We start from the raw sequence: 24,366 nt of genomic DNA, 5'->3' as shown, positions 1-24,366 counted from the left end.
TGACCTCAGATCCTGCCGTACAGCCGCCCGTTCAAGCACCCGTCATCCAGGATCTGGCCGACTCGATCCTCGACACGCTGGTCCACCGCATCGGCAAGGATGCGCAGGCCGCCCGCCCCCACGACTGGCTCGCCGCGACGATCCTCACCGTCCGCAACGACATCGTCGAACGCTGGATGGCCTCGACCAAGGCGGCACACGCGGCCGGCGCCAAGCGCGTCTATTATCTCAGCCTCGAATTCCTCATCGGCCGGCTGCTACGCGACGCGGTGACCAACCTCCAGCGCAACGACGAGGTCACGCAGGCGCTGAAGCTCCACGGCGTCGACCTCGCCGAACTAGAGGAGATCGAGCCCGACGCGGCGCTCGGCAACGGTGGACTGGGCCGGCTCGCCGCCTGTTTCATGGAAAGCATGGCGAGCCTCGCGCTGCCCGCCTATGGCTACGGCATCCGCTATGTGAACGGCATGTTCCGCCAGCGGATCGACGATGGCTGGCAGGTCGAGATGCCGGAGAACTGGCTCGCACACGGCAACCCCTGGGAGTTCGAGCGCCGCGAGAGCGCGTACTTTGTCGGCTTCGGCGGCGAAGTCACGGCATCTGACAGCGGCCAGATCCACTGGAGCCCGTCCGAGGCGGTCGAGGCCACCGCAGTCGACACTCCCGTCGTCGGCTGGCGCGGCAAGCACGTCAACACGCTCCGCCTCTGGACCGCCAGCGCGTTCGATCCGATCAAGCTCGACCGGTTCAACGCTGGCGATTTCTCGGGTGCGCTTGCCGATCAGACGCGCGCCGAGACACTCATTCGCGTCCTCTACCCCAACGACTCCACCGCCGCCGGCCAGGAACTCCGGTTGCGGCAGGAGTATTTCTTCTCGTCCGCATCGATCCAGGACATCGTCCGCCGCCACATCCAGTATTTCGGCGACATCCGTACGCTCCCCGACAAGGCCGCGATCCAGCTCAACGACACGCACCCCGCAGTGTCCGTCGCAGAGCTCATGCGGCTGCTGATCGACCACCACGAATTCGCGTTCGACGAGGCGTGGAAGATCACGCGCGCGACCTTCGGCTATACCAACCACACTTTGTTGCCCGAGGCGCTGGAAAGCTGGCCGCTGCCGCTGTTCGAACGCTTGCTGCCGCGGCACATGCAGATCGTCTACGCGATCAACGCCAAGCTGCTGCGCGAGGCGCGCGGCACCGAGGGGATCGACGACCGCGCGATCTCGGCGATCAGCCTGATCGACGAAGGCGGCGAGCGGCGCGTGCGGATGGCGAACCTTGCCTTTGCCGGGTCGCACAGCGTCAACGGCGTCGCCGCGCTGCACACGCAACTGATGAAGAAGACGGTCTTCGCCGATCTCCACAAGCTCTACCCGACACGGATCAACAACAAGACGAACGGCATCACGCCGCGCCGCTGGCTCCAGCAGTGCAATCCCGGCCTGACCGCGCTGATCCGCGACGCGATCGGCGACGGCTTCCTCGACGATGCCGAAAAGCTCGTCGATCTGGATGTTTTCGCGGACGACTCCGGTTTCAGGGAGCGCTTTTCGAGCGTGAAGCGTTCGAACAAGGTGGCACTGGCAAATCACATCAAGGAGACGATGGGGCTCCGCGTCGACCCGGACGCGATGTTCGACGTCCAGATCAAGCGCATCCACGAGTATAAGCGCCAGCTGCTCAACATCATCGAGACGGTCGCGCTCTACGACCAGATCCGCAGCCATCCCGAACGTGACTGGACCCCGAGGGTCAAGCTGTTCGCGGGCAAGGCGGCGTCGAGCTATCACAACGCAAAACTCGTCATCAAACTCGCGAACGACGTCGCGCGCCGGATCAACGCGGACCCTTCCGTCGGTGGCCTGCTAAAGGTCGCGTTCCTGCCCAATTACAACGTGTCGCTGGCGGAGAAGATCATCCCCGCCGCCGACCTCAGCGAACAGATCTCGACCGCCGGCCTTGAGGCATCGGGCACCGGCAACATGAAGTTCGCGATGAACGGCGCGCTGACGATCGGCACGCTCGACGGTGCCAATATCGAGATCAAGGACCGCGTCGGCGACGACAACATCTTCATCTTCGGCATGACCGCGGACGAGGTCGAGGCGAAGCGCGCGAACGGCTATGATCCGCGCAGCGTCATCGACGGCTCGAACGAACTCCGCCAGGCGGTATCCGCGATCGCGTCCGGCGTGTTCTCGCCCGACGACAAGACGCGCTACGCCGGCTTGATGGGCGGGCTGTACGAGGGCGACTGGTTCATGCTCGCCGCCGATTTCGACAGCTACGCCACCGCCCAGCGTGCGGTCGACACGCGCTGGAACGACCGCGATGCGTGGGTCGCCTCGACCGTCCGCAACGTCGCGCGCGTCGGCTGGTTCTCGTCCGACCGCACTATCCGCGAATATGCGCGCGAGATCTGGACGGTGATGTGAAGCCACCCGAAGGCGCCATCGTTGCCCTGCTGGAAGGGCGTCACGACGATCCGTTCTCGCTGCTCGGCGTTCACAGCGGCCCGACCGGCGTGTTCGCACGCGTCTGGCTGCCGGGCGCGGATACGGCGGAGGCGCACGCACTCGACGGCACCGCGCTCGGCACCCTTCCCCGCATCGACGATCGCGGCCTGTTCGAGGGTCCGATCGACGGCACGCAACAGCCGGTGAAATACCACGCCGAGGCGGGCGACACCTCGTGGTGGGTCACCGACCCCTACAGCTTCGGCCCCGTGCTCGGCCCGATCGACGACCTGCTCATGGCGGAGGGCACGCACCGCCGCCTCCACGACAAGATGGGCGCGCACCTGATCGAGCACGAAGGCGCACACGGCGTCCACTTCGCGCTCTGGGCTCCCAATGCGCAGCGCGTGTCGGTGGTCGGCGACTTCAACGACTGGGACGGCCGCCGCCACGCGATGCGCAAGCGCGGCGACGTCGGCGTGTGGGAGATCTTCATCCCCGACATCGCCGAATACCGCGCGTACAAGTTCGAGATCGTCGGCCCCGACGGCCAGTTGCAGCCGCTCAAGGCCGACCCGTTCGCGTTCGCGTCCGAACTCCGCCCCGCAAACGCCTCGATCACGCGAAAACTCGCGCACGATTGGGCCGACACCGATCACCGGAAACACTGGTCGGCGGTCGATCCGCGCCGCGTGCCGATCAGCATCTATGAAGTGCATGCCGGATCGTGGGACCGCGACGCCGATGGCTGGTTCCTCACCTGGGACGCGCTCGCCGACCGTTTGATCCCGTACGTGGTCGAGATGGGCTTCACGCACATCGAATTCCTGCCGATCAGCGAACACCCCTACGACCCGAGCTGGGGCTACCAGACCACCGGTCTCTACGCGCCGTCCGCGCGCTTCGGCGACGTCGATGGCTTCGCGCGGTTCGTCGATGGCGCACATCTGGCGGGGATCGGCGTGCTGCTCGACTGGGTCCCCGCGCATTTCCCGACCGACGCGTTCGGCCTTGCCAAGTTCGACGGCACCGCGCTGTACGAACACGAGGATCCGCGGCTCGGCTTCCATCCCGACTGGAACACCGCGATCTACAATTTCGGCCGGCGCGAAGTGACGTCATTCCTCGTCAACAACGCGCTGTTCTGGGCCGAGCGCTATCATATCGACGGCCTGCGCGTGGATGCGGTAGCATCGATGCTGTACCGCGATTATTCGCGCAAGGCCGGCGAATGGATCCCCAACGAAGACGGTGGCCGCGAGAACTGGGAAGCCGTCGCGTTCCTCCGCGACATGAACCGCGAGATCTACGGCCAGCACTCCGGCGTCTTCACGATCGCAGAGGAATCGACATCGTGGCCTGGCGTCTCCGCACCCGTCAGCGACGATGGCAAGAGCGGTGGACTCGGGTTCGGGTTCAAGTGGAACATGGGCTTCATGCACGACACGCTCCAGTACATGGCGCGCGATCCCCTGCACCGGAAGCACCATCACGGCGAGATCAATTTCGGGCTGGTGTACGCTTTCAGCGAGAATTTCGTCCTGCCCTTGAGCCATGACGAGGTCGTCCACGGCAAGGGCTCGCTGCTGACCAAGATGCCCGGCGACGACTGGCAGCAATTCGCCAATCTGCGCGCCTATTACGCGTTCATGTGGGGCTATCCGGGCAAGAAACTGCTCTTCATGGGCCAGGAGTTCGCGCAGCGTCGCGAATGGTCGGAAGCGCGCGCGCTCGACTGGGACCTGCGCAACGCGCGCAGCCACGAAGGCATCCGCAACCTGGTCCGCGACCTCAACACTGTCTACCGCGAGAAGCCGGCGTTGCACGCCCGCGACTGCGAGGCGGAAGGCTTCGAATGGCTGGTCGCCGACGACGCCGCCAATTCGGTGTTCGCGTGGTTGCGCAAGGCCCCCGGCGCGAAGCCGGTCGCGATCGTCGCCAACATGACGCCGATCGCCCGCGCGCCCTACCGCGTGCCGCTGCCGCACGACGGCCGCTGGTGCGAGATCATCAACAGCGACGCGCACGATTATTGGGGCAGCGGCCTCGGCAATCTCGGTGGCGTTGTCGCGAAGGACGGCGCGGCTTGGGTCACGCTGCCCCCGCTCGCGACGATCATGCTCGAATACGAAGGCTGATCGAGTTCGAAGACCGATCCGGCGCAACGACGGAACAAGCCCGGGGTAACAGGGCGTTATACAACCGAATTTAGGGAGAGACTGACATGGTGGAACGGCGGGGACAGCCATTGGCGCGCGACGCGATGGCGTATGTGCTGGCCGGCGGCCGCGGCAGTCGCCTGATGGAGCTGACCGATACGCGCGCGAAACCCGCGGTGTATTTCGGCGGCAAGGCGCGGATCATCGATTTCGCACTGTCCAACGCGATCAACTCGGGCATCCGCCGGATCGGCGTCGCGACGCAGTACAAGGCGCATTCGCTGATCCGCCATCTCCAGAGCGGCTGGAATTTCCTGCGCTCGGAACGCAACGAAAGCTTCGATATCCTGCCCGCGTCGCAGCGGATCAGCGAGTTCCAATGGTACGAGGGCACCGCCGATGCCGTGTACCAGAACATCGACATCATCGAGAGCCACGCGCCCGAATACATGGTCATCCTGGCCGGCGACCACATCTACAAGATGGATTACGAGCTGATCCTGCAACAGCATTGCGAGACCGGCGCGGACGTCACCATCGCCTGCCTCGAAGTGCCGCGGATGGAGGCGGTCGGCTTCGGCGTGATGGCCGTTGACGAGCACGACAACGTCACCGCGTTCGTTGAGAAACCCGCCGATCCGCCCGCAATCCCCGGCAACCCGGACATCGCGCTGGCATCGATGGGGATCTACGTCTTCCACACCAAATTGCTGTTCGACGAACTGCGTCGCGATGCAGAGACGCCCGGTTCTTCGCGCGATTTCGGCAAGGATATCATCCCGTACCTCGTCAAGCACGGCAAGGCAGTCGCGCACCGCTTCTCCGACAGCTGCGTCCGCTCGGGCAGCGAAGTCGATGCCTATTGGCGCGACGTCGGCACGGTCGACGCCTATTGGGAGGCGAACATCGACCTCACCGACGTGGTTCCCAAGCTCGACCTCTACGACCGCAGTTGGCCGCTCTGGACCTATTCGGAGGTCACGCCACCCGCGAAGTTCGTCCACGCCGACGACGGCCGCCGCGGCGAGGCGGTGTCGAGCCTCGTCTCGGGCGATTGCATCATCTCGGGCTCCTCGATCCACCGGAGCCTGATCTTCACCGGCACGCGAGCGCACAGCTACTCGATGCTCGACCAGGCCGTGATCCTCCCGCACTGCGTGATCGGCCGCGGCGCGCGCTTGTCGAAGGTGGTGGTCGATCGCGGCGTCGAAATCCCCGACGGCCTGATCGTAGGCGAGGACGCAGAATCCGACGCCCAACGCTTCCGCCGCACCGACAACGGCGTGGTGCTGGTAACCAAATCCATGATCGACCGGCTCACCGCGTGATGGCAAACGCAAATCCTCCCCGGCACGGGGAGGGGGACCATGCATCGCATGGTGGAGGGGGGCTTCCACAAGCGGTACGATGGCGGCGAGCCCCCTCCACCATTCGTCAGTGGCGAACGGTCCCCCTCCCCGTGCCGGGGAGGATTTGATGCGCGTCCTCTCCGTTGCCTCGGAAGCCTACCGCCTCATAAAAACCGGCGGTCTCGCAGACGTCGTCGGCGCGCTTCCGGCCGCGCTCGCGCCGCATGACGTCGCGCTCACGACCTTCCTCCCCGGCTACCCAGCCCTCGCCGCCGTCACCAAGCGCGCGAAAGTCGTCCACCGCTACACCGACCTGCTCGGCACCGAAGCCCGCATCCTCAAGACGAACATCGGCGACCACCCGCTGCTGGTCCTCGACGCCCCCGCGCTGTTCGCCCGAGGTGGCGGCCCGTACGGCGACGCGACCGGCGCGGACTGGTCCGACAACTGGCGTCGCTTCGCCGCGTTCAGTCGCGCCGCCGCCGACCTCGCCTCAGGCATGGTCCCCGGCTACGCGTTCGACATCCTCCACGCGCACGACTGGCAGGCGGCGATGGCCCCCGCCTACCTCCGCTACGCACCCGGCCCCGGCGCCCCCGCCAAGACGGTCGTCACGATCCACAACATCGCGTTCCAGGGGCGCTACGGCCACGACATCTTCGCCGACCTCGCACTCCCCGACGCAGCCTTCGCGCTCGACGGCATCGAATATTACGGCGGCGTCGGCTTCCTCAAGGCTGGTCTCGAAGCCGCCGATGCGATCACCACCGTCAGCCCGACCTACGCCGCCGAAATCCGCCGCGGCGAGTTCGGCATGGGCCTCGAAGGCCTGATCAACGACCGCGCCGGCCGCGTCACCGGGATCGTCAACGGCATCGATCCCGCCGTCTGGAACCCGGAGACCGACGCGTCGCTCCCCGCTCGCTACACGGCGCGCACGCTCGCCCGCCGCCGCACCAACAAGCGCGCGATCGAAACCCTGTTCGACCTGGACACCGGCGACGGCCCGATCTTCACCGTCATCAGCCGCCTCACCTGGCAGAAGGGCATGGACGTCCTCGCCGGCGCGCTCGACGAACTCGTCGCACTCGGCGGCCGTCTCGCGCTGCTCGGCTCGGGCGACACAGCCCTGGAACTCGCCTTTCTAGCCGCCGCCGAGCGTCACCCCGGCCGCATCGGCGTCCGCATCGGCTATGACGAGCCCGTCTCGCACCTGCTCCAAGGCGGTGCCGACGCGATCCTGATCCCGTCGCGGTTCGAACCCTGCGGCCTGACGCAACTCTACGGCCTCGCCTACGGCTGCATCCCCGTCGTCGCGCGCACCGGGGGCCTCGCCGACACCGTGATCGACGCCAACGAAGCCGCGATCGCCGCTGGCGTCGCCACCGGCTTCCAGCACGACGGCGTCACGCCGGAAGCGCTCAGTCACGCGCTACGTCGAACGATGGCCCTCTATGCACGCCCCGATCGCTGGTCCATGTTGCAGCGCAACGCAATGCGCGCGGACTTCTCGTGGGACGAGAGCGGCCGCCGCTACGCAGACCTTTACGCAAGCCTGACGGGGACCGCATGATCCGCACCGTATCGACCACGCCTTATACCGATCAGAAGCCCGGCACGTCGGGCCTGCGCAAGAAGGTAAAGGTCTTCCAGCAGCCGAACTACGCCGAGAATTTCGTCCAGAGCGTGTTCGACGTGGTGGCGGACAAGGCCGGCGCGACGCTGGTGATCGGCGGCGATGGCCGCTTCCTCAACCGCGAAGTCATCCAGGTCGCGATCCGCATGGCGGCGGCGAACGGCTTCGGGCGCGTGATCGTCGGCCGTGGCGGCATCCTGTCGACCCCCGCCGCGAGCCACATGATCCGCAAGCGTGGCGCGATCGGTGGCCTCGTCCTCTCGGCAAGCCACAACCCCGGCGGCCCCGACGAGGACTTCGGGATCAAGTACAACATTGCCAATGGCGGCCCCGCGCCCGAAGGCGTGACCGACGCGATCAATGCGCGGACGCTCGAGATCGACCGCTGGCTGACCGTCGACGCCGACGACATCGACCTCGACACCGACGGCGAGATCATGGTCGGCGATATGCCCGTCGAGGTCGTCGACCCGGTCGAGGATTACGCCGCGCTCATGGAAACGCTGTTCGACTTCGACGCGATCCGCGCCGCAAAGCTGACGATGGCGTTTGACGCGATGAGCGCGGTCACCGGGCCGTACGCCACCGAGATCCTCGAACGCCGCCTAGGCTTCGCGCCCGGCACCGTCCGCAACGGCGAGCCCCTGCCCGACTTCGGCGGCCACCACCCCGACCCCAACCTCGTCCACGCGCATGAATTATACGAGACGATGATGGCGCCCGACGCGCCCGATTTCGGCGCAGCGTCGGACGGCGACGGCGACCGCAACCTGATCATCGGCAAGCACCGCTTCGTCACCCCTTCGGACAGCCTCGCGATGCTGGCGGCCAACGCGCACCTCGCGCCCGGTTATGCAGGCGGTCTCAAGGGCATCGCCCGCTCGATGCCGACCAGCGCCGCCGCCGACCGCGTGGCGGAAGCGCTCGGCATCCCCGCCTACGAGACCCCGACCGGCTGGAAATTCTTCGGCAATCTGCTCGACGCGGGCATGGCGACGATCTGCGGCGAGGAAAGCGCCGGCACTGGCTCCGATCACGTCCGCGAGAAGGACGGCCTGTGGGCGGTCCTGTTGTGGCTCAACATTCTCGCGTTGCGCGGTGAAAGCGTCGACACGATCGCCCGCGATCACTGGGCGAAGTTCGGCCGCAACTATTACGCTCGCCACGATTACGAAGGCGTCGAGACCCCGCGCGCCGACGCGTTGATGGCCGCCCTGCGCGCGAGCCTCGCCACCCTCCCCGGCCAGCAGTTCGGCGACCTCACCGTCGAGACCGCGGACGAGTTCGCCTATACCGACCCGACCGACGGCTCGATCAGCCGCAACCAGGGCGTCCGCATCCTGTTCGAAGGCGGCAGCCGCGTCGTGTTCCGCCTGTCGGGTACGGGCACCACCGGCGCGACCTTGCGCGTGTACCTCGAACGCTACGAGCCCGTCGGCGGTAATCTCGACCGCGATACCGGCGAGATGCTCGCGAGCATCGTTGCCGCGGCGGAGTCGATCGCAGGAATCGCCCAGCACACCGGCCGCACCGCGCCCGACGTCGTCACCTGATCCGGAACGGCCGATAGCATGATGACCAGACGCCGCCGCAGCGCGCTCTACATGCCCGCCTCGAACGCCCGCGCCATCGCCAAGGCACGGACGCTCGATTGCGACGTCGTCATCCTCGACCTGGAAGACGCCGTCGCGCCTGACGAGAAGGCCGCAGCCCGTGACCGAGTGGTCGAGGCGGTCCGCGAAGGCGGCTTCGGCGAGCGCGAACTGGTAGTCAGGGTCAACGGCCTCGACACCCCCTGGCATGCCGACGACATCGCCGCGATCCGCGCGATAGGCTTAGCAGCGGTGCTCGTCCCAAAGGTCTCGTCGGTCGCCGACCTGCTCACGGTCCGCGCATCGCTCGGCGAGGGCGGCCCACCAATCTGGGCAATGATCGAGACCTGCGCCGCGATCCTCGCACTCCCAGCCCTCTCCGCAGCAGCAGCCGAAACGGCCCTCACCGCGCTGATCGTCGGCACCAACGACCTCGCCAAGGAGATGCGCTGCCGACTCGGCGCCGATCGCATGCCGCTGATCCCTGCGCTCACCGCAACGATCATGGCCGCCCGTGCAGCCGGGATCGTGGCGCTAGACGGCGTCTGCAACGCCCTCGACGACCCGCCCCGCTTCGCCGCGGAGTGCGCGCAAGGCGCGACGCTTGGGTTCGACGGCAAGACACTGATCCACCCGTCCCAGATCGATGCGGCCAACGCCGGTTTCGGCCCCAGCGAGGAGGAATTGGCATGGGCCCGCAAAGTCGTGGCGGCGTTCCAGGATCCCGAACATGCTCACAAAGGCGCGATTCGCCTGAATGGCCAGATGGTCGAGCGCCTCCACTTGGCCGAAGCCGAAGCGATGCTAGCGCGTTGAGGCAGACTTCATTCCTCCCCTGCAAGGGGAGGTGGCAGTCCGAAGGACTGACGGAGGGGTAGCCGCGCTATCGAGAGGACGTCACCCCTCCGTCTGGCAAGTGCCAGCCACCTCCCCTTGCAGGGGAGGATCAAAGTCCTGTCAGCCGTTCGCCTTCTTCCGCCGTGTCTCCCAACCCTTCTTCGCAGCCGCAGACTTCGCCGCCGCGCTTCGCCCAGCAGCCTGCTTCCCGCCGTCATGCGAAGACACATGCGTATCGGGCTTGCCGCGACCCGAGCCGGACAGGTTGCCCCCGCCCGAATCCTTGTTCACCGCAGCCCAGGCCCGCGCCTCGGCTTCCTTCTCGGGAACGCCGCGCTCTTCATAGCCGTCCGCGATATGCGCGGCCTTGCGCTTCTGCTTGTCGGTATACGCGCTCTTGTCGCCCTGTGGCATCGTCGCTCTCCTCGTCAGAGAGCGTCAACGCTCAGGTCGACGCCGCGTTCAGAACGAAGGGGCGTTCACCGACCGATCCAGTCCGCCACCTGCGTCGCGACCTGGTTCGCTGCCTGGTTGATCCCGGCCGCTGCCGAAGGTGCGTCGATCGCCGACACCGGCACGCGCGCTTCGAAGCGATGCTTCTCGACCGTCGTCTTGCCGACGCGGGTCAGCGACGCATCGAACGTCACGACCGCCTCGCGCGTCGTCGCGTCGAGCCCGAACGACCGCAGCTCGCCACCGAGCAAGCCGCCCGGATCGCCGACCGACTGCGCCGTCGACAGCACCACCAGCCCGGTGCGCGCCGCAACCGTATCCGACACCAACCGCGAGAACAGCCGCGCCGGGGGCTCGGCCCACTGCGCGTCGGTGACGTATGCGATCGAGGTCGGCGTCGCCTGCACCGGTACGCGCGCGGTCGCCAGCGACTGCGGTACGACCGGGACCTGGATCGTGATCGACTTCGCGGTCGCCGAATCCTGGTTCTGGCCGACCGGCACGGACGATGCACTCGTCAGCGTCAGTAGCGTGGGAGGCGGTTTCGCGCCGAAGCTGATGCACCCGGCAAGTGGCAGCATCGCGATCAGGATGAGCGGTGTCTTCATGGCGTGCCTCACTTACCCTTGTAATCCGGGAGCTTCTGCTGCCCGATCAGCGAACTCGCACCCTGCTGGTCGACCTTCTCGGCGACCGACGACAGCGCTGCGGCGGTCGTGCGGAGGTCGCGGACCAGTCGATTGGCCTCGGGAATCGTCGTCTTCGAGAAGGCCTGCAAGCCTGGTCGTGCATCGCCGATCGCGGCGTTGAGCGTCTCCGCGCTCTGCTGTGCGGAGGTGATCGCCTTGTTCAGGTTCGCCATCGCCGGCTTCACGTCCTCGGACAGCACGCCGTTGGTGGTCTTGGCGAGCACACCGAACTGCTGCGCGGCATCGCCCGCCTGCTGGATCGCAACCCGCGTCTGCGCGAGCGTCGCGGCAATCTCGGGCCCACGATCCGCGAGCGCATCCGTCAGGCGATTGGTGTTCTCCAGGATACCCGCGATCGACGCCTGGTTACGGTCGGTCAGCAAGCCCGTCAGGCGCTCGGTCAGCGTCGACAGACGCTCGAGCAACTGCGGTGCCGAGTTCAGGATCGCGCCCAGGCCACCGAGCTTGGTCGGGATCACCGGCACGCCGTACGGACATTCGGTCGGCGTCTTCGTGTCGGGGCAACCGATCGCCGGCGCACCCTTGCGCGCGCCATCGAGCGAGATCTGGCTGACGCCCGTGAAGCCGACGCCGGAGATCGACGCGGTCGTGCCCTGCAGCACCGGCGTCTCGTCGTTCACGCTGATCCGGACGCGGACGAACTGCGGATCGTTCTTCCACAGCGAGATCGTCTTCACCTGCCCCGACGGCACGCCCGAGAACACCACGGCCGAACCGCGCGCGAGCCCGTCGACCGACTGGCGGAAGAAGATGTCGTATTCCTTCTCTTCCTTGCCGCCGATCCGCGCGATCCACACGGTGAACAGCGCCAGCAGGGCCAGCAGGATCAGCACGACGGCGCCGACTAGGACGTGGTTCGAACGGGTTTCCATCAGCGCGTCCTTGCTTCTTTCTCGGCGTATGTCGCGTCGGCGTCGTCCGGCGCGGACTGCTTGGACTGGACTTCGCCCCTCTTCTCAGGGGTAGGATGTCGGGCTGCTTCTTGGTCGGCGCGCTCGTGCGCCTCCTGCGTCGCGACCGCGGCACGGCCGCGTGGCCCCTTGAAATACTCTTCGATCCACGGATGATCGAGCGCGATCAGCTCGTCGATCGTCCCGACCGCGATGACCTTCTTGTCGGCCAGCACCGCAACCCGGTCGCAGATCGCATACAGCGTATCGAGATCGTGCGTGATCAGGAACACCGTCAGCCCAAGCGTCTTCTGCAACGACTGCGTAAGCCCGTCGAACGCCGCCGCACCGATCGGATCGAGCCCTGCGGTCGGCTCGTCAAGGAACAGCAATTCGGGATCGAGCGCCAGCGCACGGGCAAGACCGGCACGCTTCTTCATGCCACCCGACAGCTCGGCGGGAAACTTGTTCGCGGCATCGGCAGGCAGGCCCGTCATCACGACCTTGTACGACGCGATCTCCGCGAGCAGCGCCGGCGACAGATCCGGATAGAATTCGCGCAACGGCACTTCGACGTTCTCGGCCACGGTCAGCGTCGAGAACAGCGCACCACCCTGGAACAGCACGCCCCATCGCTTGCGGATCTCGGTCGCCTCGGTTTCCTCGCGGCCGATATTGGGCTCGCCGAACACCGTTATCTCACCCGCGACCGGCGTCTGCAGGCCGATGATCGAGCGCATCAGCACCGACTTGCCGGTACCCGATCCGCCGACCACGCCGAGGATCTCGCCGCGCCGCACGTCGAGGTCGAGCCCCTCGTGCACCACCGAATCGCCGAACGCGTTCTTCAGCCCCTTCACGGAGATGATGAAATCGTCTGTCTTGCTGTCCGTCTTGCGGGGCATCAGTCCCAACCCAACCAGGTGAAGAACACCGCGAAGAACGCGTCGAGCACGATCACCAGGAATATCCCCTGGACGACCGCGGAGGTGGTGCGCAGACCGACCTGCTCGGCGTCCGACTCGACCTGCATCCCCTGGAAGCAGCCCGCGATCGCGATGATCGCGCCGAACACCGGTGCCTTGATCAGCGAGATATACAGATCGGTGATCGGCACGACTTCGCGGATACGCGCGATGAACGTCACCGGCGGAATGCCGAGCTGGACCCAGCACAACAGCCCGCCGCCGATGATCGCGATGATCGACGCATAGAAACCGAGCAGCGGCATCATCACGATCGCGGCGAGCACGCGGGGCAGCACCAGCGCCTCCATCGGCGACACGCCGATCGTCCGCATCGCGTCGATCTCTTCGGTGAGCTTCATCGTGCCCAACTGCGCCGCGAACGCCGAACCCGAGCGCCCCGCGACCATGATCGCGGTCATCAGCAGGCCGAGTTCGCGGATCGTCAGGCGGCCGACGAGGTTGATCGTGAACACCTCCGCGCCGAACTGCCGCAGCTGGACCGCGCCCTGTTGCGCGATGACCATGCCGATCAGGAAGCTCATCAGCCCGACGATGCCGAGCGCGGCGACGCCGACGACCTCGAAACGCTGGACCACGGCGTTGAACCGGAAGCGACGCGGGTGGCGGATGACGCTGCCGAACGCGATCGTCGTCGCGCCGAGAAACCCGAGCAGGCCGAGCATCGTCTTGCCCGACAGCACGACCGCGTCGCCGATCTCGCCGACCACGCGGGAGAGCGCACCGACCTTCGCAGGCCGCGCCGCGATCGGCTGGTCGGAGGCGACGACCTGGTCGAACAGCGCCTGGTCGTTCTCGTCGAGCCCGTCGATCGTCGCATCGTTGCGCGCCGCGAACCGGTGGACGACCCACGCGCCGATCGTGTCGATCCGGTCGACGCCGCTCAGGTCGACATGCTTCACCGAAGCCGCGTCGATCGCCTCGAGCCGATCGGGCAGATTGCCGATCTTTGCGAGCGACAGATCGCCGGTAAAGCGAAGCGTGCCGGTATCGGCACCGTCCTGCTGGAAATCGGCCATCGCGCTCATCGGGGGCACCTTTGCGGCAAAGTGACTGGATCGGCAAGATGAATGCGGCGTAAGCGACGACGATGATCGAAATGCCTTCCGCCCCCCCGTCCGTCCGTCTCGCGATCTACGACATGGACAAGACGATCACGCACGCGCCGACCTGGACGCCGTTCCTGCTCCACACCGCGAAGAAAGGCGGCGCACCGTGGCGGCTGGCGCTCATCCCGTTCGCCGGAGTCGCCGCGCTCGGCTATGTCGGCAAGCTGATCAGCCGCGGCCGGCTCAAATACCTGATGCAGCGGATGATGCTCGGCAAGCGCATGACGCCCGCCGAAGAACGCCGGGCGGCCGAAGCCTTTGCCGACCGCGTCATGCGCGACGGCGTCTTCGCCAGCGCCCGCGCGCAGATCGAGGCCGACCGCGCCGCCGGCTACCGGCTGGTCATGGCGACCGCGTCATACCGATTCTACGTCGAGGCAATCGCGCGGCGACTGGACTTCGACGCGGTGATCGGCACCGAGAGCCTGCGCGACCGCGACGGCGTGCTGCTCGCCGGCATCGAAGGCGAGAATTGCTACGGCCCGGCAAAACTGCGGATGATCCAGTCCTGGATGGACCGCGAAGGCATCGCCCGAGACCACGCCCACATCCGCTTCTTTTCCGACCATGTCTCGGACGCCCCGACCTTCGAATGGGCCGACGAACCCTTCGCAGTGAACGCGCACGGGCCTTTGCGGTTGTTGGCGAAGGCTAAAGGCTGGCCGATGCCGGATTGGGAGCGGTAGCTCCATTGGCGACACGAATTCGCGATTAGCAAACTCGGACGGTAACTATCGCCCAATTGCAGACCTTCGCTTACCGCTCTAGGCTGTGCCTATGCGCTGGATAATTGCTTTCGTCCTCGGGGCATTGCTCGCCTTCGCCGTTCAAGCTGCTACCGGGTTTCCCGAGAGTGTGCTGGTCCCTGTTGCCCTTAGTTTTGGATACGGTTTCGCCAGCTTACTTAGTTCCGAACGGCTCCGCCTGTGGTGGAATGGAAATGCCTAACAGCGAACGGCGGCTATCCTTCCCATTTCGGCCATTCCGCTATCGCGCATAAGTGGACGATCCAACGATGTTCGCGCTTGCCCGATAGTTGCCGTTCGTTCAGCCTCTCCTCATGAACAATATAGGCTCACGCGGACGGGTCGCGAAGCGGGTGCTTGCGGCGCACGCTTTTGGTCTTTGCATTACCGGGATCGCCGGCACGATTGGAACAAGCGAAGGCTTCGGCATCGACGGGGCGGGGGTGGGGATGTACCTTGGTGGCCTACTTTCACTTCCGTGGTTGGTGGCCCTAGGCGCTGTGATCTGGTGGCGAGGTCGTCAGCTTGACCGCCATCCCGTCGCCTTCACGATGATCGGCCCTGTGGTGGTCTGCGCATCATGGGGACTTGTGACAGGAGCATTCTTTGAAAAGGCGGTTGTTATCTCGACCGTGGCATCGAGCGTCTTCTATCTCTGCTCAATCGGCGCTGCGTTCGCACTTTCCGGGCTGCGCCGGGTATGGGGCAAAACGAAAGTGCCCCAAAGCCGCTAACGCCCGGTATTATAGAGGCCGCGCTCGAAAGCAGCCGGTCCGCTTTCCTTCCCAACCCAGACATTCCCAAAATCCGGTCGGTTCCGAGAAGCGCATTCCTTTTTGGGAATGGCGGATCGACATAAAACGCCCAGTTGCGGACGCTGAGAGGTGGCATTCGACTGCCTATTAGCCGACATTCAGCCATGTCGAGGTGGTATCCCGGCAGACGGCTCTTCGTGTGGGCCGGTCGATCGGAACTTCTCGATGGCGTCCCAAGCTGTCGCCGCTATTGCGACCTTAAACGGATGGCTAAGCAGCCATCGGAAGCGGGCAGATTTGCGAGCCTCTGCTACGATACGGTGAAGCAACTCGTCAGTGGGATTCTCAAGAATGTCCTCTAACGGACCGCAGCCGAGCCCTGCAAGAAATTTTGGGTTATCTGACCGCGAGGCACCGAGGATCACGTAGGCAAACGCCTTCTCCGGGTCATCATGGTAGCAAAAATTTATCTCTTCGAATGCTTCGGACGGCCATTCGCCGGTGCCGCTCTCGTCATATTGGGCAAGGGCATCAAGATGCCTGCACATCTGGTCAGCCTCCGGTCGGGCGAGCGCTCTGGCCAATTCGTCAAAGTAGGCTTTTTTCCCCATGTTTGATCTTAGCCTGAGGTCGCGCAAAACAAAGGCTGCTTTGCCGCGATCAACACCGAAAGCCGCCCGTCCGCTTTCCTGCCCAAAACAGCCCTAATTCGCCCTGAGGTCTTTGCCGCATTTCGAGCAGCACCGGCGCGGCCACGGATGGCTAATTCCGACGAAGCCAAGCCGCGTTGTGAACGGAGATGTGCCGCACTCAGGACAGCGAAAAAGCCATAGGAAGGCCGCGCCGTGAGCTAGCCACAACGCCATTCCCGGCAGGGCTCCAATGAGACCCAAGCGGGTGAACGGCCAGAATAACCAAAGCGGCGAAGTAACGAACACGAGCATCGTCCACCCCGTGAACAGCCATGCTTTGCGGTAGAGCGTCATAAGCGCACCGTAGGTGATAGGAGGTTGCCCACCAATGGCTACTTTCCCTCAATTCTCGCCAAAAGCAGCCCGTCCGCTTTCCTTCCCATTCCGGCCATTCCGCTTACGCCCAAACATTGCCATTCCACCCGCGAGCGCCGCCACCCGAAACCGGACATTGCGTAACGACGGGATTTGCCCGAACATTGTGCGTGCCAGCGTGACGGAATTGGTAGACGTATCGCTACAGCGATCCCGGCGACGGGTGCGGGTTCGATCCCCTGCCGTTGGAAACTTCGCTCAGTTCCGGTCAGTTGAGCTGCTTGCTTGTCCCGATACGTCGCATGAGCATGCAGATTTAGGCGTCGCCGATCAGTAGTAGTAGAACTTAGTTTTTACTTTGCCGCCCGCGTCTAGCAAAAGCGTAAAAGAAGTCCATTCCCCGCCCGTATGACATTTCATCAACCCCCGAAGCTTCGTGCAAAGCTCGGCATTGTCGGTCGCATATCCAGCCGCAGTATCTGGATATTTCTGCGTCCCATGTTGTATGACTGAAAGCGAACTGCTGACGGTGCTTTAACGTTCTACATATTCGTATTCACACGTGATAGATTCGTAAGGGCCATCGACCTGATCAAGCATCAGCTGAGCCAGTTCCGTCATTATCTCGGCCTGCTTCTCTATTGGGTTCATTTCCAAGCTCCGCTTTTGCATCATCCGCTACCAAACCGCGTGAACCTTGGTATCCTAGCGATGCAAACCTAACGCATCCCGACCGAATAAGGGTGTGTTTTTGACGATTTCGAGCCGAGAGCCGCCCGTCCGCTTTCCTGCCCATCAGCGACCGAAGAGCCTTCTGATCCCGGCAATGACGCCCCAAGGCCTACCGATCAGAATTGTATCCCTCCCTACGGCCTCGGGGTCATCACCGGTCACCTGACAAAGCGCACGGCAGAACCGTCGCCATGTGGTCGGCTGAGCTTTCACGTAGTCCGGTAGCACGAGAAGCAGGGCGTTAAACACGTCGCCAACGGTGCGCCATTCGATAGCGGTAGTGGTGTCAATCTTGACGTGAAAGTCCCGCTCGACGTCCTCGATCGCTTCGATCTCGTCGCCATCTCCGCCGAGTCCAAGTTGATCGAGCATTCGCTTTTTCCCTGCCATGCGGTTGATCGTGCCAGTGAGGACCAAGATCGGCAATGTCCGATTACCGCCGTGGCTGTCCCAAAGCCGCCTGACCGCTTTCCTCCGAAACCAGACATTCGATATAATGAAACGATGCCGCGTCTTGATACTTCGTAGGCAAGCTAATCACCTCCACCTCAAGACTAACAACACAAACTACCGGACGATATTTGGAAACTGCCTCCCGGGAGCGATCTAAACGATCCCCATCACAACAGCACATCAACGCTGTGGATCACCAGCCCGACCAGCCCGCCGACGATCGTGCCGTTCACGCGGATATATTGCAGGTCGCGGCCGACGGCGTTCTCCAGGCGACGGGTGATCGTGTCGGCGTCCCAACTGCGGACCGTTTCCGAGACCAGCTTGACGATGCCGTCGCCGTAATCCGCCGCCGCGCCGACCGCCGCACGCCGCACAAACCGGTTGATCGTCCGCGACATGCGCGGATCGTGCTGCAACGTCTCGCCGAGCTGGCGCAGGATGTCGCCGAGCTTGCCGGCCATCGCCCGCTCAGGGTCGCGCGCGATCGCCAGCAGCGCGCCGCGTGCCTGCTCCCACAGCCCGTCGAGCCAGCGCTGCATCGCCGGATTGTCGAGCAGGTCGTTCTTCATCGTCTCGACGCGTTCGCGCATCCGGCGGTCATATTGGAGGTCCCAGGCGAGCCGATCGAGCCCCTCCTCCGCCTTCAGGCGCAGCGGATGCTCGGGGTCCTCCGCCATCTCCGCGAGCAGCTTGTCGAAGCCGCTGATGAGCTTGTCCGCGACGGTCGTGTCGAGCCCGGTCCAGCGCAGGATCGAGCCGGCCTTGTCGTGGACCATCGCGCGGACGAGGTGGTCGTTCGCGGCCAGCGTCTTCGCCGCCCAGCGGATCGCGCTTTCGAGCAGCGGCGCGTGGCGGCGCTCGGCGATCGCGGCCTTGAGCAACTGGCCGAGGATCGGCGAGACCTCCGTCGCGCGCAGGCGGGCGCCGATCCCGGCCTTGACCATCCCGCCGAGCCGAGCCGGGTCGAGACCCTCCAGCACCTGCGCGACCAGCTTCGACGCACCCTGGCGAAAGCGCCCCCCTGCCCCCTCGGGCGGATCGGTCAGCCAGCGGGCGATTGCACCCGCAACGTCGAGGCGACGGGTTCGCCTGGCGATGACGACGGGGATCAGGAAGTTCGCGCGGAGGAACTGCGCGAGCGTGTCGCCGATGCGGTCCTTGTTGCGCGGCACGATGGCTGTGTGCGGGATCGGCAGCCCGAGCGGATGGCGGAACAGCGCGGTCACCGCGAACCAGTCCGCGAGGCCGCCGACCATCGCCGCCTCGGCGAACGCGCGTACGAACGCGAAGGCGGGGTGGACGGGGACGAGCGCGCGGCTGACGAAGAAGGTCGCGGCCATGAACACGAGCAGCCCGGTCGCGACGATCCGCATGCGGACGAGGGCGGGCGGCGTTGCTTCGCTCGCCGGGCGCGTGCGGGTTGAAACTGTCATGCCCGAAACAATCCCCCAGCGCAGGGATAGTTCACGAGCGGGGCGGACGATCCGGCTTTCGCCCAACTTGCGCTCGATTCAGGTGCACTCGACTGGTGGAATTTAGCCACCCCCGCGCGTGATCGGCTGAGTTCCGAGCGGTCCGCGCTCGACTGCCATCCGGCCTCCGACCGATGCCGGCATGACCGGCCCACGCTCGACCGCCGCGTGTTTGACTTGCCCGTGCTCGGCCAGACGGCTCGCGCGGGTGACGTTCGTGCCGTATTCCTCGACGCCAGGCCGACGCGCGATGCTTCTGGCCCGCCCGCGCTCGACTGGCCCATGCTCGACCGCCCGGCTTTCGACTGGCTCCAGCATGACCGGCCCACGCTCGACCGGCACACGCTCGACCTACCCATGCTCGACCAGACGCCCGGTGCAGACGCCGTTCGTGCCGTATTCCGCGACGCCCCGCCATCGCGCGGAACTCCGGCGTCGCTCAACACGAGGGGCGCGATGGCGTCACTCGGCTGGCTGTGTGCCATCGCCGAGCTTGGGGGTTGCCGGTCCGAGCCGTGGCCCCGACGGTCCGGCGAGCCCGATGACTTCGCTGCCGTCGTCGCCGGGGCGATAGGTCAGCAGGCTGCGGCCGAGGCGTGGGCCGATATACCGCTCGATCCCGACCGCGAGGCTGAACGCCGCGGGGACGATCAGCAGCGTCAGGATGGTCGACAGGACGAGCCCGCCGATCACGACGATGCCCATCGGCGCGCGCCACGATCCGTCGCCGCCGAGCGACAGCGCGGTCGGGATCATGCCCGCGACCATCGCGACCGTGGTCATCACGATCGGCTGCGCGCGCTTGTGGCCGGCATCGACCACCGCGGTCCACACGTCGACGCCCTTGCCCATCTCCTCCAGCGCGAAGTCGATCAGCAGGATCGAGTTCTTCGCGACGATGCCGAGCAGCATCAGGATACCGATGAACACCGGCATCGATACCGGGTTGCCCGTCGCCCACAACGCGATCAGCCCGCCGAGCGGCGCCAGCAAAAGCGAGCCCATGTTGACGAACGGCGGCAGCGCGCGGCGATACAGCAGCACCAGCACCGCGAACACCAGGAACGTCCCCGCGATCACCGCCAGGATGAAGTTGTTGATCATCTCCGCCTGGAACTTCGACTGCCCCAACACGAGTTTGTTCACGCCGGTCGGCAGGTTCGCCATCGTCGGCAGCGCATCGATCTGCTTCTGCGCGACGCCCGACACAATACCGGGGGCGAGATCGGCGCCGATCGTCAGCTGACGCTGTTGATTGACGCGGTCGATCTTGGTCGGGCCGGAGCCGAGCGTGATCTCCGCCACCAGGTTGAGCGGCACCGAACCACCCGACGCGGTCGAGACCGGCAGGTTCTGGATCGTCGAGAGTTCGCTGCGCGCGCCCTGATCGAGCGCGACGCGGATCGGGATCTGGCGATCGGACAGCGAGAAGCGTGCGGAGTTCTGGTCGATATCGCCCAAGGTCGCGATCCGGATCGCCGACGACAGTGCCTGCGTCGTCACGCCGAGATTGGCGGCAAGATCGAAGCGCGGCTTGATGACGATTTCCGGGCGCTGCATGTTGCCGGCGACGCGCGGCGCGACCAGCGTCGGCAGGCGCGACATCTCGGTCACGATCTTCTGCGCGGTCGCATCGAGCAGTTTGGGATCGTCGCCACCCAGCGTCACGCTCATGTCGCGCGTGCTGCCGCCCCAGCCATTCTGCGAGCGGAACGAGACGCGCGCATCGGGGATCGCCGCAAGCTGGGGTGCGAGGCTGCGCTCGAACTCCGTGCTCTTCATTTTCCGATCGTCCTTAAGCGTCGCGGTGACGCGACCGGCATTGACCGAGCCATTGGCACCGCTGCGCGCATAGACGGACTGCACATCGGGCTGCGATCCGATCAGCGCCGCGACCTTCGTCACCACCGCTTCGGTCTGCGCGAGCGTCGTGCCCGGCACCATGTCGATGACCGCCATCGAGGTGTCATTGTCCTGCGCAGGCTGGAACGTCATCGGCAGGACCGCGAACATCACGATCGTCATCAGGAACGCGAACACGCCGAGCCCGAGCACCCAAAACCGGTGATCGCGGAAGCGGCTGGTCAGGCGGTGGAACCCGCCGCGCGCGGCCGATGCCTTCGCCTTGCCGGTCTCCAGCGTCCATTTCAGCGTCGCCATATAGCCGTCCATCAGGACGCCCTCGCCGTGCACGGCGGGGCCGGCGGACTTGAGGAAATACGCCGCGAGCATTGGCGTGACGAGACGCGCGACCGCGAGGCTCATCAGCACCGAGGCAACCACCGTCAGGCCGAAATTCTTGAAGAACTGCCCCGAGATACCCGGCATCAGGCCGACCGGCAGGAACACCGCGACGATCGCCATCGTCGTCGCCAGCACAGCGAGACCGATCTCGTCGGCGGCGTCGATCGACGCCTGATAGGCGGACTTGCCCATCCGCATGTGCCGGACGATGTTCTCGATCTCGACGATCGCGTCGTCGACCAGCACGCCCGCGACGAGGCTGAGCGCGAGCAGCGTCATCTGGTTCAGGTTGAAGCCGAGCAGGTCCATGAACCAGAAGGCCGGGATCGCCGACAGCGGGATCGCGAGCGACGAGATCACCGTGGCGCGCCAGTCGCGCAGGAACAGGAACACCACGATCACCGCGAGCACCGCGCCCTCGATCATCGCGTGGATCGCGCTCTCATACTGCATCTCGGTGTATTTGACGCTGTTCGAGCGCAGCACGAAATGCACGTTCGGATTGCGCTTTTCCATCGCCGCGAGCTTCTTCACCGCCTCGTTGAAGACGGTGACGTCGGACGATCCCTTGGAACGCTGGAAATCGAAGCTGATCGTCTGGCGGCCGTCGATCGCGGCACGGCTACGCTGTTCGGCGTAGAGATCGCGAACCTGTGCGATGTCAGCCAGCCGTACCGTACGGCCGTTGCCGACGCTGATCTGGGTCTGCGCGAGTGCGACCGCGTCCTTCGCGTTGCCGAGCACGCGGACCGACTGTTCGGACCCCGCAATCTCGGCACGACCACCCGCTGCGTTAAGATTGACCTGACGCAACTGAGCGTTGACCTGGCTCGCGGTCAGCCCCTGGCTCTGCAGCTTGAGCGGGTCGAGGATGATGCGGATCTCGCGACTGACGCCGCCGTTGCGGTTCACCGCGGCCATGCCGGGGACCGACAGCAATTCCTTCGCGACGTTGTTGTCGATGTACCAGCTGAGCTGTTCGACCGTCATGTCCTTGGCGATCACGGAATAGCTAGCGAGATCGTTGTCGGTGGTGTTCGCACGGAACACCTGCGGCTCGAGGATACCCTCGGGCAAATCGCTGCGGATCTGTGCGATCGCGTCGCGGACGTCGGTGACGGCGCGGTCGATCGGCGTGCCGATGCTGAGCTGGACGACAGTCTGCGACTGGCCCTCGGTCACGGTCGAGGTGATCTCGTCGATGCCCTGGAGCGACCGGACTGCCGCCTCGACGCGCTGCGTGACCTGCGTCTCGAGTTCGGTCGGCGCGGCACCCGGCTGGTTGATGACGACGATCGCGATCGGGAAATCGATGTCCGGATCGTTGTTCACATCCATCCGCATGAAGCTGACGATGCCCGCCAGGGTCAGCGCGATGAACAGAACGATCGGCGGCACCGGGTTGCGGATCGCCCAGGCCGAGATGTTGCGAAAGTTCATGAGCTCAGCTCGCTTTCTTCGTGACCGGCTTCACCTTCTGCCCGGGCGCCAGGAACCCGCCTGCAGACAACACTACGCGTTCGGTTCCATCGAGTCCGCTGAGAATCGTCACGCCCGCATCGGAGACCTGACCGATCTTGATATCGCGGCGCACGGCCTTGTTATCGGCGCCGATGATATAGACGAAGCTGCCCTTCTCGTCGCTCTGCAGCGCTGAGTCGGGGAGCAATGGTGCCTGGGTCGCGCCACCGACGATCGTCGCCGCGGCGAATCCGCCCGGCCGCAGCGCGGGGTCATAGGCGACCGCGATTCGCGCAATGCCCTGGCGGCTCTGCGGGTCGATCACCGGCGAAACCTGCCACACCTGGCCTGGGAAGCCCTGAGTCGTGCCGACCGGAACGACGGTCGCGCGGGCGCCCGCATGGAGCCCGGCGAGATCAGCTTCGCTCAACTGCGCGCGCATTTCCATCTGGCCGTCTGCCGCCATGCGGAACAGTACACCGGTACCCGCGCCGACGACCTGACCCGATTCGACACCGCGCGTCAGCACGAGGCCGGCGGCGGGCGCACGGATATCGAGACGACCGTTGCGCGCGCGCGCCTCGCCGAGCGTCGCCTGCGCCACCTTCACGCGTGCGGCGGCGGCGTCGCGCGTCGCGGCCTTGCGCTGAAGATCGGCCTTCGAGATGAAGCCGCGATCGACGAGCTGCTTGGCACGATCGAGTTCGGCCTGCGCGATCGTCTCGTCGGAGCGCGCGACGCTGACCGAGGCGGCGAGCGAGGCGGCGGTCTCGGTCTGGACCGAGCGATCGACCGTCGCCAGCACTTGGCCCGCCGCGACCCACTGGCCCGGCTCGACCAGCACGCGCGTGATCATCCCACCCTCACCCGCGACGCCCACGGGCATTTCGCGCCGCGCCGCGATCGTGCCGGTCGCGGAAATCGTGCGATCGACGGTCTTGCGCCCCGGTACCATGACCGAGACGGTCGGCACCTGTTCGACGACCGGACCGGCGGCGGCGTCCTTCTTGCCGCCCTTGAACGCGAAGACGGCGCCGATGATCGCCAGCACGACGACGACCGCGATGATGATGTTGCGGCGGCGGTGCGACGGTGCGGTGTAATCGGGGAGCACGAGCTGGTCCTCGTTCTCGCCACCGTCAATCTGGCCGACGGTCTTCGTCTCGTAGTTCATGCGCGTCACAATCCCAATTTCGACCGGTCTTGTCTCGACCCGCTTCGCCATTCACCGGCTGTGTTATATGAATAAGTCACCGTGCTCAAGCCCCTCGACGAGCGCAGGACGCAGACATGCTTCGATTTCGATCTAT

General features: G+C 65.4%; 19 protein-coding genes and 1 pseudogene. 9 read left to right on the top strand and 11 right to left on the bottom strand.

Going from position 1 to position 24,366, the window contains the following annotated elements; all coding sequences use genetic code 11:
* Positions 1–44: 44 nt before the first annotated feature.
* The 6 genes from AC59GX_RS01770 to AC59GX_RS01745 all read left to right on the top strand — a co-directional run bounded on the left by AC59GX_RS01770 (position 45) and on the right by AC59GX_RS01745 (position 10,014).
* Positions 45–2,441, top strand: a complete 2,397-nt coding sequence (locus AC59GX_RS01770) for a glycogen/starch/alpha-glucan phosphorylase (RefSeq protein WP_497301307.1) — start codon at positions 45–47, stop codon at positions 2,439–2,441.
* Positions 2,438–4,600 carry a 1,4-alpha-glucan branching protein GlgB gene (gene glgB / locus AC59GX_RS01765; RefSeq protein ID WP_497300673.1) on the top strand — a complete coding sequence of 721 codons (2,163 nt, stop codon included), beginning with the start codon at positions 2,438–2,440 and terminating at the stop codon, positions 4,598–4,600. The genes AC59GX_RS01770 and glgB overlap by 4 nt, the downstream gene beginning before the upstream one ends.
* Before the next feature lie 89 nt (positions 4,601–4,689).
* A complete protein-coding gene (glgC, locus tag AC59GX_RS01760) occupies positions 4,690–5,949 on the top strand; it encodes a glucose-1-phosphate adenylyltransferase (RefSeq protein WP_404969316.1) in 1,260 nt (419 codons plus the stop codon).
* 148 nt (positions 5,950–6,097) lie between these two features.
* On the top strand, positions 6,098–7,543 hold the full coding sequence (glgA, locus tag AC59GX_RS01755) for a glycogen synthase GlgA (protein ID WP_497300672.1): 1,446 nt from the start codon (positions 6,098–6,100) through the stop codon (positions 7,541–7,543).
* The gene (locus tag AC59GX_RS01750; protein ID WP_426282563.1) at positions 7,540–9,159 is read left to right on the top strand and encodes an alpha-D-glucose phosphate-specific phosphoglucomutase; all 1,620 of its coding nucleotides are present in this window, start codon (positions 7,540–7,542) and stop codon (positions 9,157–9,159) included. The genes glgA and AC59GX_RS01750 overlap by 4 nt, the downstream gene beginning before the upstream one ends.
* Before the next feature lie 21 nt (positions 9,160–9,180).
* Positions 9,181–10,014 (top strand): HpcH/HpaI aldolase/citrate lyase family protein, encoded by an 834-nt coding sequence (locus tag AC59GX_RS01745; protein WP_426282914.1) that lies wholly within the window; start codon positions 9,181–9,183, stop codon positions 10,012–10,014.
* Positions 10,015–10,155: 141 nt separating this feature from the next.
* Here the strand turns inward: AC59GX_RS01745 and AC59GX_RS01740 are convergent, their stop codons facing one another.
* The 5 genes from AC59GX_RS01740 to AC59GX_RS01720 all read right to left on the bottom strand — a co-directional run bounded on the left by AC59GX_RS01740 (position 10,156) and on the right by AC59GX_RS01720 (position 14,102).
* A complete protein-coding gene (locus AC59GX_RS01740) occupies positions 10,156–10,449 on the bottom strand; it encodes a plasmid stabilization protein (protein ID WP_426282564.1) in 294 nt (97 codons plus the stop codon).
* 65 nt (positions 10,450–10,514) lie between these two features.
* Positions 10,515–11,096, bottom strand: coding sequence for an ABC-type transport auxiliary lipoprotein family protein (locus AC59GX_RS01735; RefSeq protein ID WP_056061054.1), 582 nt, complete (start codon positions 11,094–11,096; stop codon positions 10,515–10,517).
* A gap of 8 nt (positions 11,097–11,104) precedes the next feature.
* Positions 11,105–12,070, bottom strand: coding sequence for an MlaD family protein (locus AC59GX_RS01730; protein ID WP_056484780.1), 966 nt, complete (start codon positions 12,068–12,070; stop codon positions 11,105–11,107).
* A complete protein-coding gene (locus AC59GX_RS01725) occupies positions 12,070–12,993 on the bottom strand; it encodes an ABC transporter ATP-binding protein (RefSeq protein WP_426282565.1) in 924 nt (307 codons plus the stop codon). The genes AC59GX_RS01730 and AC59GX_RS01725 overlap by 1 nt, the downstream gene beginning before the upstream one ends.
* The gene (locus AC59GX_RS01720; protein WP_056061063.1) at positions 12,993–14,102 is read right to left on the bottom strand and encodes an ABC transporter permease; all 1,110 of its coding nucleotides are present in this window, start codon (positions 14,100–14,102) and stop codon (positions 12,993–12,995) included. The genes AC59GX_RS01725 and AC59GX_RS01720 overlap by 1 nt, the downstream gene beginning before the upstream one ends.
* Positions 14,103–14,173: 71 nt before the next feature.
* Between AC59GX_RS01720 and AC59GX_RS01715 the strand changes: the two genes are divergently transcribed.
* Both AC59GX_RS01715 and AC59GX_RS01710 read left to right on the top strand, forming a co-directional pair.
* Positions 14,174–14,869 carry an HAD family hydrolase gene (locus AC59GX_RS01715; protein ID WP_497300670.1) on the top strand — a complete coding sequence of 232 codons (696 nt, stop codon included), beginning with the start codon at positions 14,174–14,176 and terminating at the stop codon, positions 14,867–14,869.
* 374 nt (positions 14,870–15,243) lie between these two features.
* A complete protein-coding gene (locus AC59GX_RS01710) occupies positions 15,244–15,663 on the top strand; it encodes a hypothetical protein (RefSeq protein WP_426282567.1) in 420 nt (139 codons plus the stop codon).
* 179 nt (positions 15,664–15,842) lie between these two features.
* Here the strand turns inward: AC59GX_RS01710 and AC59GX_RS01705 are convergent, their stop codons facing one another.
* Positions 15,843–16,295 (bottom strand): DUF6869 domain-containing protein, encoded by a 453-nt coding sequence (locus AC59GX_RS01705; protein ID WP_426282568.1) that lies wholly within the window; start codon positions 16,293–16,295, stop codon positions 15,843–15,845.
* 569 nt (positions 16,296–16,864) lie between these two features.
* Between AC59GX_RS01705 and AC59GX_RS01700 the strand changes: the two are divergent.
* Positions 16,865–16,942: pseudogene (locus tag AC59GX_RS01700) on the top strand.
* A gap of 544 nt (positions 16,943–17,486) precedes the next feature.
* On the opposite strand, the gene AC59GX_RS01695 reads toward AC59GX_RS01700, so the two are convergent.
* The 5 genes from AC59GX_RS01695 to AC59GX_RS01675 form a co-directional block, all read right to left on the bottom strand.
* A complete protein-coding gene (locus AC59GX_RS01695) occupies positions 17,487–17,795 on the bottom strand; it encodes a hypothetical protein (RefSeq protein WP_497300668.1) in 309 nt (102 codons plus the stop codon).
* Positions 17,796–18,043: 248 nt separating this feature from the next.
* Positions 18,044–19,312: a DUF445 domain-containing protein gene (locus tag AC59GX_RS01690; RefSeq protein WP_244655486.1), complete on the bottom strand. Its 1,269-nt coding sequence runs from the start codon at positions 19,310–19,312 to the stop codon at positions 18,044–18,046.
* A 102-nt stretch (positions 19,313–19,414) separates the two neighbouring features.
* Positions 19,415–19,693, bottom strand: a complete 279-nt coding sequence (locus tag AC59GX_RS01685) for a hypothetical protein (RefSeq protein ID WP_426282571.1) — start codon at positions 19,691–19,693, stop codon at positions 19,415–19,417.
* A 120-nt stretch (positions 19,694–19,813) separates the two neighbouring features.
* Positions 19,814–23,035, bottom strand: a complete 3,222-nt coding sequence (locus AC59GX_RS01680; RefSeq protein WP_056484794.1) for an efflux RND transporter permease subunit — start codon at positions 23,033–23,035, stop codon at positions 19,814–19,816.
* Between the two features lie 4 nt (positions 23,036–23,039).
* Positions 23,040–24,230 (bottom strand): efflux RND transporter periplasmic adaptor subunit, encoded by a 1,191-nt coding sequence (locus AC59GX_RS01675; protein WP_426282915.1) that lies wholly within the window; start codon positions 24,228–24,230, stop codon positions 23,040–23,042.
* Positions 24,231–24,366: the final 136 nt, after the last annotated feature.

It is taken from the genome of Sphingomonas sp. 320_CC, from assembly GCF_059691795.1.
Note: the sequence above shows the minus strand (reverse complement) of the source record. Positions and strands in the feature narration are given on the sequence as shown.